General features: G+C 44.9%; 12 protein-coding genes, 1 tRNA gene and 1 pseudogene. 9 read left to right on the top strand and 5 right to left on the bottom strand.

The features are described from left to right. Positions 1 to 220: 220 nt before the first annotated feature. Positions 221 to 1,429 (bottom strand): hypothetical protein, encoded by a 1,209-nt coding sequence (locus AB0756_RS06655; protein WP_050046360.1) that lies wholly within the window; start codon positions 1,427 to 1,429, stop codon positions 221 to 223. Positions 1,430 to 1,989: 560 nt separating this feature from the next. Between AB0756_RS06655 and AB0756_RS06650 the strand changes: the two genes are divergently transcribed. The 3 genes from AB0756_RS06650 to AB0756_RS06640 all read left to right on the top strand — a co-directional run bounded on the left by AB0756_RS06650 (position 1,990) and on the right by AB0756_RS06640 (position 3,862). Further along, complete coding sequence (locus AB0756_RS06650) at positions 1,990 to 2,802, top strand: nucleotidyltransferase domain-containing protein (RefSeq protein ID WP_050046359.1); 813 nt, start codon at positions 1,990 to 1,992, stop codon at positions 2,800 to 2,802. 47 nt (positions 2,803 to 2,849) lie between these two features. Continuing rightward, positions 2,850 to 2,934: transfer RNA gene (locus AB0756_RS06645), tRNA-Tyr, on the top strand. Between the two features lie 70 nt (positions 2,935 to 3,004). After that, positions 3,005 to 3,862 carry a nucleotidyltransferase domain-containing protein gene (locus AB0756_RS06640; RefSeq protein WP_050046358.1) on the top strand — a complete coding sequence of 286 codons (858 nt, stop codon included), beginning with the start codon at positions 3,005 to 3,007 and terminating at the stop codon, positions 3,860 to 3,862. Positions 3,863 to 4,023: 161 nt separating this feature from the next. On the opposite strand, the gene AB0756_RS06635 is transcribed toward AB0756_RS06640, so the two are convergent. Next, a complete protein-coding gene (locus tag AB0756_RS06635; RefSeq protein WP_050046357.1) occupies positions 4,024 to 4,926 on the bottom strand; it encodes a pentapeptide repeat-containing protein in 903 nt (300 codons plus the stop codon). Positions 4,927 to 5,654: 728 nt separating this feature from the next. Here AB0756_RS06635 and AB0756_RS06630 point away from each other — a divergent pair. Beyond that, a complete protein-coding gene (locus tag AB0756_RS06630) occupies positions 5,655 to 5,840 on the top strand; it encodes a hypothetical protein (RefSeq protein WP_167844630.1) in 186 nt (61 codons plus the stop codon). A gap of 74 nt (positions 5,841 to 5,914) precedes the next feature. Here the strand turns inward: AB0756_RS06630 and AB0756_RS06625 are convergent, their stop codons facing one another. Continuing rightward, positions 5,915 to 6,850: an SDR family NAD(P)-dependent oxidoreductase gene (locus tag AB0756_RS06625; RefSeq protein ID WP_050046356.1), complete on the bottom strand. Its 936-nt coding sequence runs from the start codon at positions 6,848 to 6,850 to the stop codon at positions 5,915 to 5,917. A gap of 676 nt (positions 6,851 to 7,526) precedes the next feature. Between AB0756_RS06625 and katG the strand changes: the two genes are divergently transcribed. Beyond that, positions 7,527 to 9,722 carry a catalase/peroxidase HPI gene (gene katG / locus AB0756_RS06620; RefSeq protein WP_038074498.1) on the top strand — a complete coding sequence of 732 codons (2,196 nt, stop codon included), beginning with the start codon at positions 7,527 to 7,529 and terminating at the stop codon, positions 9,720 to 9,722. A gap of 159 nt (positions 9,723 to 9,881) precedes the next feature. On the opposite strand, the gene AB0756_RS06615 is transcribed toward katG, so the two are convergent. Further along, positions 9,882 to 10,694 (bottom strand): class I SAM-dependent methyltransferase, encoded by an 813-nt coding sequence (locus tag AB0756_RS06615; protein ID WP_038074501.1) that lies wholly within the window; start codon positions 10,692 to 10,694, stop codon positions 9,882 to 9,884. A gap of 262 nt (positions 10,695 to 10,956) precedes the next feature. Here AB0756_RS06615 and AB0756_RS06610 point away from each other — a divergent pair, with 262 nt between their 5' ends. Continuing rightward, positions 10,957 to 11,973 (top strand): isopenicillin N synthase family dioxygenase, encoded by a 1,017-nt coding sequence (locus tag AB0756_RS06610; protein WP_038074821.1) that lies wholly within the window; start codon positions 10,957 to 10,959, stop codon positions 11,971 to 11,973. A gap of 129 nt (positions 11,974 to 12,102) precedes the next feature. Next, positions 12,103 to 12,366 (top strand): hypothetical protein, encoded by a 264-nt coding sequence (locus AB0756_RS06605; RefSeq protein ID WP_237265843.1) that lies wholly within the window; start codon positions 12,103 to 12,105, stop codon positions 12,364 to 12,366. Here the strand turns inward: AB0756_RS06605 and AB0756_RS06600 are convergent. Continuing rightward, positions 12,338 to 12,628: pseudogene (locus tag AB0756_RS06600) on the bottom strand (Uma2 family endonuclease); the annotation flags it as partial. The gene AB0756_RS06605 and the pseudogene AB0756_RS06600 sit on opposite strands and share 29 nt — an antisense overlap. Before the next feature lie 113 nt (positions 12,629 to 12,741). Between AB0756_RS06600 and AB0756_RS06595 the strand changes: the two are divergent. After that, entirely contained in the window at positions 12,742 to 13,032 is a 291-nt protein-coding gene (locus AB0756_RS06595) for a hypothetical protein (protein WP_038074504.1), read from the top strand. After that, positions 13,029 to 13,613, top strand: a complete 585-nt coding sequence (locus tag AB0756_RS06590; RefSeq protein ID WP_038074507.1) for a hypothetical protein — start codon at positions 13,029 to 13,031, stop codon at positions 13,611 to 13,613. Before AB0756_RS06595 ends, AB0756_RS06590 begins: the two co-directional genes overlap by 4 nt. The last annotated feature ends 123 nt before the right edge of the window (positions 13,614 to 13,736 follow it).

Below are 13,736 nucleotides of genomic sequence, written 5' to 3'. Positions count from 1 at the left end.
CCAATTACCGTAAGTATACAGTATGTTCCTGCAATAGGAATCCACCAACTATTAACGTAGAGATTAAATGAGCGTATTAAAAATTGCATATGGTGGATTTAAGTGAACGATACAAATAATTTAGGTTGTGTCAGCGCAAGCGAAATCAGATGGAATATAGCAATCATAAAAATGTGAAATATTTCATTATATTACCTCAACGGAAAAATATTATAGCAGTTTACCGGACTAGGCAAAACTCTACTTGAGGAGTGCATACTATCCCCGTCCAAAGGTTTTCTATTAAGTTTGTATTTAAACCTTCTTGGTCATATATTTCTTGCGTTGCATATTTGTCGTTATAAACCATCTGAATTTGATAGATACCTACACTTAGAGCATTAAAATTCCAACAACCGCCATCTTTAGCAACAATGGTTAGAGTGAACTGGTCATGCTTTCTCCAAGAAAAGCTAGCGTGTGAAAATAAGGTCGTACTCTCTTGAGGCATAACTGATATAAAATCAGATTCTAATGGTTCTTTAGTGCCACGCCGGAAATATCGCCGGAGGTATACTTGATTATCTGCTCCCATAAGTTGAGGTATTAAAGTATGAAACAAGTCGAAACGGACTGGGATTGGCGTGTTGTTTGTAATGCGAATCCCTATCTGCAAAAGAGTTTGAATGCCACGCTTTTTTTCTGGGAGGGTCAATACTCGTTCTGGCATGAGGGTTTCAAAGCGGATACCATCCACTTCCACTGCACTGCGATCGGCTCCAGTGGGTTTAATAAGAGCAAAATTCACGAATTGAGTTGCCAACTGTCCTGCACTAATTCCTTGGGTTGTTTCTGAATCTGAGCTAAATTCACCATCACTTGGAGGAATACCCCATAGGAACCGAAGTTGATACGTATTAGGTTGGAGAGCTTTAAAAGACCAAGATTTGTCAAGAAGGCTAAAAATGATTGGTGAATAGCTAGGGCTGTTAGTAACTTGAAGTTGCAGTAAGTTACTTTTCCAGAAGAGCTTTAGAGTCAAAGTAACGGTTCTACCTTGCCTTGAATTAACTAACTGAGGCTCAAATGTTCTTTTTGGAATTTTCCAGAACCAATGTATTAAGTTTGATATAAATTGAGACAATCTAAATCCAAAACTTGACTGAGAATGTACATCTTCTTTTCCTCTGTAAACAAGTTCATCTGGAGCCATTTCTCCTTGCATTGCTTGACCATCTAATGTCAAAACCTCTGTTATTAAAGTTTCCTTTGGATTGAGATGAAAAGGGTTTGATGTGTTGTTGATAAGGTCAACAGAAATGTCTATAAAAGAGTTAGAATTGTAGCGTTTTTCTGGAATGGCTAACACTATAAGATTGGTTTCTCGAATTCTCAGTTGTATACCATCTACATGAAAATTGTCGTTACTATTCGATTCATTTGATATCATGTTAGTTACCCTCTCTATCTCCAGTTATTAAGGGTCATACAACATGATGGCATACGACTTAATATTATTGTTCCGAAAAAGAATAAAGCTAAGAGGGGTGCTGAAAAAGATTGGGCATTAGATGCATATTGCTCTCTTCAAGCAGCTCGTCACCAATCCATAAATAATCTTTGGACTAATTTACGTAATTTGTTGACCGAAATGGGTAATTAAATTCTCCTTATGGGTGCTGGGGAAAATTATATTGCCCAAAAATCTCTAATACCAATTCTATGTGAAGTTGCACATTATTGCCCTCACTCTAGAAGAGTGGGGCTATACAAACAAAGCCTGCCTAAGCGCAAAGCGCACGCTACGCGATGCCGCAGGCTATGCCCGTAAGGGCTATACGCAGGCTAATTGTATGCAGCTTCATATTAAATTGGTATAAAAGATGCTGCGATCTCACTAAACAGGTAGGAACGGTATTGGAACAAACAAGTCAAATTTCTTTAAAAGTCATACGAAACCGACATCAACGCAAGCTATTGTAGAAGTTAGTCAATTGACAGAGCCAACAGATGAAAGATCGTATGCCAATTCCTGAACCACAGCGTTCTTTTTTAGAAAAGATGCTTGTGAAGTTGCAGACTGATGAACGCTTGTTAGGTGTGGCAATTGCTGGTTCTTATTTAAGAGGAGAAATGGATGAGTACTCTGACTTAGATTTAATTCTTGTTGTCAATGATGGTCATTACCAAAATCTTTTCCAACAGCGCCAAATTTTTGCCAGTCAACTTGGTTCATTGTTAGCAGCTTTTACTGGCGAACACGTCGGTGAACCGAGAGTGTTAATTTGTCTTTACGACAATCCTTTAGTACACGTTGATTTAAAGTTTTTACTTCTACAAGCTTTTACAACAGACCTAATAGAAGATCCGGTGGTTTTGTGGGAGCAAGAAAATTTACTGACAACAGCTATTGCCAACAACCCATGTCACTATCCACCGATTGATTTGCAATGGATTGAAGACCGCTTTTGGGTATGGGTACACTACTGCGCTGCTAGATTAGGTAGAGGTGAGCTCTTTGAAGCCCTTGATTTTTTAGCGTTTCTCCGGGCACAGGTTTTAGCTCCATTGGCTAAAGTTGAAGCAGGGCGACTACCGCGTGGAGTTAGAAATCTAGAGAAAGAAATTCCCCAAAGGCTTGGAGATTTTTACCAGACTATTGCTGCTCAACACAATCAGCATGAAATTGCCCAAGCACTACAAAACAGTATTCACTTTTATCGCCGATTGCGAGATGCGTTAAAGTCCCCGACTTTGGTAGTGCGATCGCAAGCGGAAGTTGCCTCCACCGAATATCTACAAAAAGTTATTGAGAATTTTTGATAACGTTTCATAATTTTACCTTGAATTCCCCGTCGGTACTTCTTTATGGGTCGGTATCCAAGTCCGGTTGAAGGAAGCCGTCTGTAAAACGGATGCCCTTGTGCCCCGTAGGTTCACATCTTACCCGACCCATTGTGAAGATCTCTTCAAATTGTTAGCATTTAATGTAGCATCGTTTTAAATAACTGGTGATAGAGCCAATATGAATCGGCAATTGCCTCAGTTTATCCACCCCATTGTCGAGCGTTTGCAGTCAATTCATGGAATTGCAGCGATCGCTCTAGGTGGTTCGAGAGCACGAGGCAACCACACACAGAAGTCAGATGTGGATTTGGGAATTTATTACCTGCCAGACAATCCCCTTGATGTGGCTGCTCTAAATCACTTGGCCTCTAAAATTGATGACGATCGCCGCGCCAATCTCATCACTCCAATTGGTGGGTGGGGGAAATGGATTAATGGTGGCGGTTGGCTGCGGATAGAAGGTGTCCCTGTAGATTTTCTCTATCGTGATGTAATTCAGGTTAATCGTGTCATTGATGATTGCCACGCCGGACAGATCGCGATTGATTACCAACCAGGGCATCCTCATGGCTTTGTATCCTCTATTTATATGGGTGAAGTTGCTCATTGTCTGCCACTTTACGACCCGAATGGTGTTTTAGCCGCTTTAAAGGCTAAGACAACTCCCTATCCAACTCAGCTTCAACAAGCAATTGTTAATATGTTTGCCTGGGAAATAAGCTTTTCTTTGTTCGTTGCTCAAAAAGCAGTTGCCAGAGGTGATGTTGCCTATGCAGCAGGTTGTTGTTTCCGCAGTGTCGCTTGCATGAATCAGGTATTATTTGCACTTAATGGAGAGTACTTACTGAATGAGAAAGGCGCGGTGGCAATTGCTAACAACTTCGCACTATGCCCGCAGAACTATCAACCACGCATTGAGTCAGTATTTGCTAAATTAGCAAGTGATGCAAAATCGCTCGGAGATGCGATCTCCATTCTTGAAAGAATTGAGCGAGATTTAAGTCAATGGTATGGCGATCGTCGGTTAGTCATTTAGACCATAATATTAAGGTTGACATTGCTCAAGTCAACACCAGAGAAATTTCTTTCTCCAACGACATAACGCCCGTACAACTCTTCAGCATCCATAACTATGATGCCAACGGCGCAGGCTGGTTCATCGACCCCACTCTCTGGGAAATAAACACTACACCTTTATCAGTATCCCCAGCCCTCTTCATCTCTAATACTTCCATCAGGCATGATAGTATTGCAAAGAGTAACCACATCGGGTGGTATAGACGTAATTCCCACGCAATTAGTCAAGTTAGCTCCAGTCAAGTCAAGCCCGTCCAAATTGGTGTACGAGAGATTAGCTCCAGTCAAATTAACGCCAATCAAAATGGCTTTTTCCAAATCAGCAGTCAAAAGGTTGGTACCCCTCAAATCAGCACCCCTCAAATCAACACCCCTCAAAGAAGCGTTAGTCAAATCAGCTTCCCTCAAGTTTGCTCCGCTCAAAGAAGCACCGTCCAAATCGGCGCTATTGAGATTGGCTCGACTCAAATTGATATTAGTCAGTTTGGCGTAGTGGAGGTCAACGCCCCTCAAATCAACACCACTCAAATCAACACCACGCAAAACAATGCCAACAAATCTTTGCTCCCCTCGCTCCCGACGGCTAAGAAATTCATCAAGAGCAATTACCCGAATTGGGTCATTTTCAATTCTCCCATCTGGCATAGTCGTGTTACACAACAGCACATCTTCCCATTCGACTTGACTCAAGTTAGCACCAATGAAATTTGCATCCGTCAGGTCAGTTCCAACGAAACTGGCTCCAGTGAGATTGGCTTGGGCGAGGTTGGCTCCGCTCAAGTTAGACCATTGAAAACTAGCTCCGCTCAAATCGGCTCTTGCCAAGTTAGCATCAGCAAGAATTATTTCCCACCAAGTACTTTGAGCGAGGTTGGCATGACTCAGATTAATCCCGCTCAAGTCAGTCTCCCCCACTTGGATTCCTTGCAAATCAACCCCACTAAAATTTCTCTCATGCAAATCAACCCTAGTAAAATTTCTCTTAAGAGCAGCATAACGCTGCAACAACTCTTTAAAATCCATAATTTACCTACTGCATCAACTAACACACATAAAGATAACTCACAAAATCTCTATAACACTCTGTTCGACTCCACTAACCGATTTGACATCGACTTTATTCTTCCTACCTATTAACTTATCGCGTTATACAAAAATCAACAAAAGGAGTTGATACGATACCTTTCCAAATCCCCTCTATTAATTTCACATCTTTATTACTTCTTTCATCAATTATTGGTATTGTGTTGTTTCGATATGTAAAACGAACTCTATACTTACCAGGTTTGAGATTCTAAAGACACCAGACTTCCCCTGAAGGTTTATTCCCTTGAATTTTTTTACGTTCCTCAAACTTTCCTTCTAAAAAGAAAGTCACACTTTCTCCAGGCATCGCTAACATACTGAAACATTAGCGAGGCAACAAAAAAACGAGAATTTATCTCAATCAGCACAACAAGAGAGTAAAAAGCTATAGCTTTGGCCGACGTGATTGTTGTAACTTAGCTGTTTGCAGTCTTGACAAACAGCCACCTGTAAAGACTGATGCGAATAGAATTCACTGCTATACAAACAAAGTCCGCCTACGCGGACTAACTTAAAAACAAGGTTTCAAATTTTCTTTGCTGAAAGTGATAAAAGAGAATTAATCAATACTGCATGAAGAATGCGATAAGCGAGCGATTACAGCAACAGTCATATCGCACTCCTTGAATGTACTATGTTTCTTTACCTTGAAAATACTGAAGATTATGTTTTTTGCGATCGCAACTCTATTAACTTCACCTGAGTTTTCTATACGCGGTTCTCATATAGCTAAAGTTTTTAGTATGCCAAGTTACTTATACCAAGTTTCTATGAATGCGATCGCAATGTTCCCAGTAAGGAGCAACCAACCAACACTAATCGATGAATTTCATCTAATCCAAGTAGGTTGAGACAGGTCCAGATCGCTCGTTTGCCTGGTCTAGGGTAGTCCAGTCGAGATCGAGGCACTACGAGCGGTCTGCCCTCAAGCCGTAGCTTCATTGCGCGTGAAGTCAGCGGCGTGCAATTTCACGAAGTCGTACATACTTGTCGGAGGAGTGTCGGTGAGCTTGAACAGGTCATCCGTCATGCGGTCATACCGCCCCTGTGCGTGAAGAGAGGCCATCACCACGAGGTGGTTGACAAGGTGAGTTGGCACCCCAAATTCAAGAAGTCTATCGGTCCACGCGGAGAGTGGCACGTTACGATAGCGGATAGTTCGGCCGAGTGCTTCGGAAAAGGCGCGTGCGTAGTGGTCCAGATCGACCGACTCAAATCCGGTCAGATTGTAAACATGACCAATGTGCTCTACAGGGTCGTCGAGGATTGCGGCAACGGCACGCGCCACATCAACAGCCGAGATAGGCGAGGTCTTACTGTTACCCAGCGGCAGCGCCAGTTCGTCGCTGTCACGGACGCCAGCAGCGGCGAGACGCAGGAAGAAGCCCTCGAGGAAGACCGTCGGTCGCACCGTGACGATCGGCAGTCCGGACCACGCCAATACTTGTTCTGCAAGCCAGTGCAGCTTGTGCTGCGGGCTCGGGGTAGTCTCGGTGATGCTCATCTGCGTTACTGTCATCTGCGACATGTTCACGAAAGCCTGGACACCATGGTGGCGTGCCACCGCAGCGACGTTAACCGTGGCTTCGAGATAAGCCGCCGAGATTGACATTCCGAAATAAATGCGCGTACAACCTTCGATCGCTCGGTGCATTGAGGCGAGATCCGTCAGGTCGCCCTGTACGACCTCGGCACCGAGCTGGCGCAGGGCGTCAGCGCGTTCATCCTCCCGCCGGACCAAAGCACGCACTTTATGTCCCTTGGCAAGCAACATTGCAGTGAGGTGGCGGCCGATAGCACCGATATCGCCGGCTGCTCCAGTTACGAGGATCGGGCTGCCATCTGTGGATTTCATCGTCATATCATTTACCTTTCAATTGTATTCAGCTAGATTGGGAGGCGTTCGGAGTTTTGAGGGCGTCGGCGACAAGAACAATGTCTTGACTCTCCTGTCCGGCGCGGCAGGTGCTTGCTGGACGAATGGCAGGATTGTTTCATAACAATCTCCTTTAGATTGGTAAGCTTGCTGCCCACCTCAGTTAACTTCATTCTTCTGCAATCGCTCAATTTAGACCACTCAAGTTCTTTGAATTAAAACGCGATTTAATTGCTCTGTCCTTAAGGAATGCCACCCTAAGTGAGCCACAAGCAATGACATCTCATTTATTGAGCGATTTGTCTCAGTTCCATCGAGAGTGCGTCGTAAGTTATAATACAGACCAAACAATTAACATTTATGGATTACTTGATAAATAATTAGACATTGTAGGCAGAAATGCGGATGTTGGTGAATTTAGCATTTCAGGGTGCGATAAAGCGATCGCCGAGCAAATGTATAAATCATAACTAATAGTACATAACCAATAGCCCAAGCAGGGCTATTGGTATTACCTATTGTTTCAAATCATAACGTTGTTTATATTTCTCTTCAATTATATTTCTCATCCACTGTCCCAATAATTGCCCGTGTGCTATTTGTTTGCAATACCTGCAATATATCCAAAAAATCCACACCCCAACATTTCCCTGGAGATACTATGAGCAGCGAAAGCGGATGCCCGTTTACGGGCGGAAGTCAGAAACTTACAGCCCGTCATGTGACGTCGAACCGAGATTGGTGGCCGAATTCTTTGAATCTGAGCATCCTCCACCAGCACTCACCACAAGCCAATCCCATGGGTGAAGCGTTCAACTACGCTGAGGAGTTCAAGAGTCTCGACTTAGATGCCGTGAGGAAAGATATCTTCGACCTAATGACCACCTCTCAGGACTGGTGGCCAGCTGACTACGGTCATTATGGACCGCTGTTCATCCGGATGGCTTGGCACAGTGCAGGCACATACCGTATTGGCGACGGTCGCGGCGGTGCTGGCTCGGGTAGCCAGCGGTTTGAGCCCCTCAACAGTTGGCCTGACAATGCCAACCTTGATAAAGCACGCATGTTACTTTGGCCAATCAAGCAGAAATATGGCAAGAAACTCTCGTGGGCCGACCTCATGATCTTTGCTGGTAACTGCTCGCTTGAGTCAATGGGCTTCAAGACGATCGGCTTTGCCGGGGGGCGAGAGGATGTCTGGGAGCCAGAGGAAGACATCTACTGGGGCTCTGAGAAAGTCTGGCTCGGCGACGAGCGTTACAGCGACGACCGGGTGCTTATGAATCCCCTCGCCGCCGTTCAGATGGGCTTGATCTACGTGAACCCAGAAGGGCCAAACGGCGAGCCCGATCCGGTTGGCTCGGGGCGCGACATCCGCGAGACCTTTGGTCGGATGGCGATGAACGATGAAGAAACAGTTGCGCTCGTTGCTGGCGGACATACCTTTGGCAAATGTCATGGTGCGGGCGAAGCGTCGCACGTAGGTTCTGAGCCTGCGGGTGCCACTATCGTGGAGCAGGGCCTCGGCTGGAAGAGCAAATTTAACACGGGTGTCGGCGTCGATGCAATCACCAGTGGTATCGAAGGTGCATGGACTCCCACTCCGACACAGTGGGACAACAGCTATTTCGACACTCTGTTCAAATATGATTGGGATCTGACAAAGAGCCCCGCAGGCGCGTGGCAATGGAAGCCCAAAGACGGCGCTGGCACAGATACGGTGCCTGACGCGCACGATCCGTCGAAGCGACACGCACCTATGATGACCACGGCGGACATGGCTATGAGGATGGACCCCATCTACGAGCCGATTTCGCGGCGTTACTATGAGAACCCGGATGAATTCGCCAACGCCTTCGCCCGCGCCTGGTTCAAGCTGACGCATCGCGACATGGGTCCGCGATCGCGCTATCTTGGTTCGGAGGTTCCAACAGAAGAGTTCTTGTGGCAAGATCCCATCCCTCCAGTCACGCATGAATTGATTGACGAGCAAGACATTGCTGCTCTCAAAAGCAAGATTCTTGCCTCGGGACTGTCTGTCTCCCAACTCGTTTCGACCGCCTGGGCATCGGCGTCAACGTTCCGTGGGTCCGATATGCGCGGTGGAGCGAACGGAGCACGAATTCGTCTTGCGCCTCAGAAGGATTGGGAAGTCAATCAGCCAACCCAATTGGCAAAGGTGCTGCAAACCCTGGAGGCGATCCAAGAGGAGTTCAACAGCTCGCAGTCCGGAGGGAAGCGGGTTTCGCTCGCTGACTCGATCGTTTTGGGCGGATGTGCTGGCGTTGAGCAAGCGGCGAAGAACGCCGGACATGATGTTAAGGTTCCTTTCAAGCCCGGACGTACAGATGCGTCACAGGAGAAAACTGATGTGGAATCCTTTGCTCCACTTGAGCCAAAGGCGGACGGGTTCCGCAATTACTTCAGCGGCAAACACAGCGAATCGCCTGAGGAGTTGCTGATCGATCGGGCACAATTGCTAACCCTGTCAGCCCCCGAACTGACGGTTCTCGTGGGCGGCTTGCGCGTCCTAGGTGCGAACTTTGAAGCGTCCAAACATGGCGTTTTCACCGATCGACCGGAGACGTTAACCAACGACTTCTTCGTGAACCTGCTCGACCTGAACACGGCGTGGAAGGCGCTCTCGGAGGCGGAAGATGTGTTCGAGGGGCGCGATCGCAAAACTGGCAAACTCAAGTGGAGCGGTACCCGTGTTGACCTCATCTTCGGCTCGAACTCTCAGCTACGCGCCCTTGCGGAAGTTTACGGATGTAGAGATTCGCAGCAAAAATTTGTGCATGACTTTGTGGCGGCTTGGGATAAGGTGATGAACCTCGATCGCTTTGACCTCAGATAGTTTCAGCGAAAAGGTCTTCGAGGGTTTTTACGCTTGACACTCCCACCCCTGGAATTATCTCTTGTGAGATTTTCAAGGGTGGGATTCTTCTTTCATCCAGCCAACTTATTAGTTAAAACGCGATGTATTAAAGGTGGAACTAACCAACATTCTTTCACTTTACTTCCAAGCTATTAAAGCAGTGGCGGAAAGTTGTTCGCTAAAAGTTCCAGAAGGTTCCACACTCAGTAATGAATTTCTCAAGTCTGCTTCAAAGGGAGCGCGATTTTCGCCAAAAAAGGAGGGTAAGGCAAAGGCGGTTGAGTAAAGATAACCCAAGTATGAATCAATTGTCCAAGTTCTTTCAAAAGTAACTGTTAGGTTTTCTTGCTTTGAAAATCCCGATTTTGCCAAAACTTCTTCATGAGTAACTGCTAAAGGTTTCCACAAACCTTGTCCTCCCTGACCTGTACGCCGTTCTTCTCCAAGCCAGCGTTTGACTGATGCGATCGCTGCTTGCTTCCATGGATAAGAACTGTTCCAAGGGTCTTCATTTGTTTTTACGATAACAATACCCCCACCCTCTTCAAGGAGCGGATGAAGCTTTTCAAGAACCAGTTCTCGTTGCATCCAATGAAAAGAGCGCCCCATCGTTACCAAGCGAAAATTTCCCCAATCTGCAGTAATTGATTCAGCACGTGCGTGAATCCAACGAATATGATTAACTTTTGCTGCTTCTGCTTCTACTCGTGCTTCTGCTAGCATATCGGCATCAGGATCGACTGCTACCACTTCTTCAAAGCGCGAGGCAAAGGGAATAGCAATCAATCCTGCTCCACAACCAAGATCGAGAAGTCGTCCGCTACCATTTAATTGAAAGCGCTGTGCAAGCAAATCAAATAAATCTTGCGGGTACTTTGAGCGATAGCGAGCATAATACCAAGCAGCACCTTGAAACAAAGTTGGGTCGTAGGTAGGTCTGTTTGCAACCATTTGGAAAAACTCCGACTGTTAATAGTTATAGGTGTTTTGAGCAAAGTATAAGGAGGAAAGGTAGGGGGATAACCTTTACTGTCTATCCTTCCCACCAATCCAAAATTACCCGTTCAGCCGCAATTAAAGTACGGTTTTTCAATCGAAATATCGTACTTTAAGGTCAGTTTGCCACACTTGCCCTTTGAGAGCAAGTATTTTTCTACAAACTTAAGGAATACAATTGAAGTGGTAATTTTTGCTCTGGTACTTTTCTATCGCAATGCAGCAATCAGTAGACCAAGAATTTTCCCAAGTTTCGATCGTTGATATCAGTGCGCTAGTTTCTGGATCTGGTGACAAATACACGGTAGTCGATCGGATCGGACAAGCATGCCGTGAGTGTGGTTTCTTCTACATCATCGGGCACGGAGTGGATGAAGGACTACAGCAACGTCTGGAAGACTTAAGCAGACAGTTCTTTGAACGGGATCTGGAAACTAAACTAGAGATTGGCATGAATGTTGGTGGTAGAGCATGGCGGGGATATTTCCCTGTAGGAGGCGAATTGACATCAGGTAAGCCAGACTTGAAGGAAGGTATATATTTTGGTGCAGAACTTGAGGATAACCATCCACTTGTCAAAGCTAGTACCCCAATGCACGGTCGCAACCTTTTTCCATCAAGTGTTCCGCAATTGCGGGAGACGGTGCTTGAGTATATGGAAGCAATGACCAAACTAGGGCATAAGTTGATGGCTGGTATTGCTCTTAGCCTTGAATTAGAAGAATCCTACTTTAGCGATCGCTATACAAAAGACCCACTGATATTATTTCGTATTTTTAACTATCCTCCCAATTCGTCACTCTCTGAGAAGAAACGTCAGTGGGGTGTGGGGGAACACACTGATTATGGTGTTTTAACTATACTCAAGCAGGATAATGCAGGTGGATTGCAAGTTAAGTCGAAGTCTGGCTGGGTAGATGCGCCGCCTATCCCTAACTCATTTGTATGCAACATTGGAGATATGCTCGATCGCATGACGCGAGGGCTGTATCGTTCGACACCCCATCGCGTCTTGAATTTGTCGGGACGCGATCGTCTGTCGTTCCCATTCTTCTTTGACCCTAATTTTAATGTAGAAGTCCAGCCAATTGAACTCAAAGGAGTGATGGCGAGCGACGATCAAAACGAACGTTGGGATAGGGCTAGCGTTCATGCCTTTCGTGGAACTTATGGCGATTATTTGTTAAGTAAGGTGTCTAAAGTGTTTCCGGAGTTACGCCAAACAGTGCTGTAAAATCAATTACAGCAAGTAGTTTGAGGCAGTTGTGAAGCAACCTGAGTCGTTCACTCAAAAGAAGTTAAGATGAAAGCATTGTCCTCCAAACCTGATGACTTCTAATCTAGAAACAAGCTGCAAACTCAAATGACGCAAGTAACGATTGCAACATCCAGAAGAGAAACACCCCTTTTGTTTGAGGAACTGACGTGGAGAGAGTTCAAAGCAGTTGAACAATTGTTAGATCGCCAAGGATACCGACTCTCTTTCTTGGATGGTGTTTTAGAGATACGAAGAATGCCAGGAGAACCCCACGAAACAGTTAAGAAGAGAATTGCTGCATTGGTAGAATTGTATTTGCTTGTGGCTGGGTTTGACTTTTTTACAGAATACCACGCAAATCTAAAATAAAACCCGGCAACACATCTTCACCAGATAAAGTCGTAGGGGACTTGATCGCTTCCACCTCTCGTCCTTGGCGATAAATTTCTACTTGCTGGTTCTGTGGATCGATGAGCCAACCCAAACGAACTCCGTTGTCCATGTACTCCTGCATCTTAGCCTGCAAGGTCTTCAAATCATCAGTTTTAGAACGCAACTCAATAACAAAATCTGGAGCAATCGGTGGAAATTTTTGTCGTTGCTCAGAACTCAAAGATTCCCACCTTTCTAATACCAATTCTATGTGAAGTTGCACATTATTGCCCTCACATTAGAAATGTGGGGCTATACAAACAAAGCCTGCCTAAGCGCAAAGCGCACGCTACGCGAACGCAGGCTAATTGTATGTATCTTCGCTGCGATTTTTTGCACTCACTCGTCAACCATACTCTTGATTACTTCCTGCTTGCTAAAATAGTTTCTCGACCAGATAAATTCAGTATATTTTCCTTAAATGTAAGTGTAAATAATTACTATAGTTTTATTGAAATTGCAATTCGTCGTAGGTTGGGTGGAGCGAAGCAAAATCCACAGCCAACGACGAGCCAGGTTCTCCTCGGTAAAGCGTTCAATTTTAAAAGGCTGAGTGTTGATACAACTACAACTAACACAGACTACGAAGATCGCTCTTTATGAATGAATCAAATCCCTTAGATTTATTAAACCAACTGCTGCAAAAAGATGCTTCTGATGTACTTGCTTGGCTGAAAGATATTTGGTCAGGGCAATTAAAAGCTCCTAAAGACTTTAATTGGTTGGGCTTAGCTCAAGCAGCAGGAACTACGGCTAGTTATAATATTCATAATTTTGACGATAGTGACACTGCATGTGCCTTGCCTTGGGCGGAGGTAGCAACGTTAACTTATGACCTACTGGTAAGTAAGGTAGAGTCTGACAAACAAGAGCCATATATGCTTAGCTCAATGCTTCTACGAGCCGCTATGATAGAAAGATTCGATGCTATTCCCGGTCATCCTGTTCTTGATTTAGACCGGATTAGTCACTGGTTCTTCGACAACTTGACTATGTCGCCCCAAGAAGCTCAAACTAAAACATTGTCTTGTTGGGAAGATATAAAAGGTTCTATAAAAGATATGCGAGAATTAAGGCGAATTAAAAATCGATTGAATGTCTTATTAGTGTTAGTTGATAGTGGAAAAATTCTTCCAAATGAAGAACTTAAAGCTTGGATTTATATACGAGATATATTACCGTAAGATTATTGTAAGTAGTCAATGCCCGATATATCCTGTAGAACGGACTTGCATATCTTTCAACTCCTAAGATGCACATTTTATAACCTTGATACAGCAAGGCTTTTAGAAAATGAAAAAAATGTA

The sequence above is a fragment of the Tolypothrix campylonemoides VB511288_2 genome (genome assembly GCF_045999855.1).
Taxonomy (GTDB): domain Bacteria; phylum Cyanobacteriota; class Cyanobacteriia; order Cyanobacteriales; family Nostocaceae; genus Scytonema; species Scytonema bouteillei_A.
This window is presented reverse-complemented; position numbering and strand designations above follow the sequence as displayed.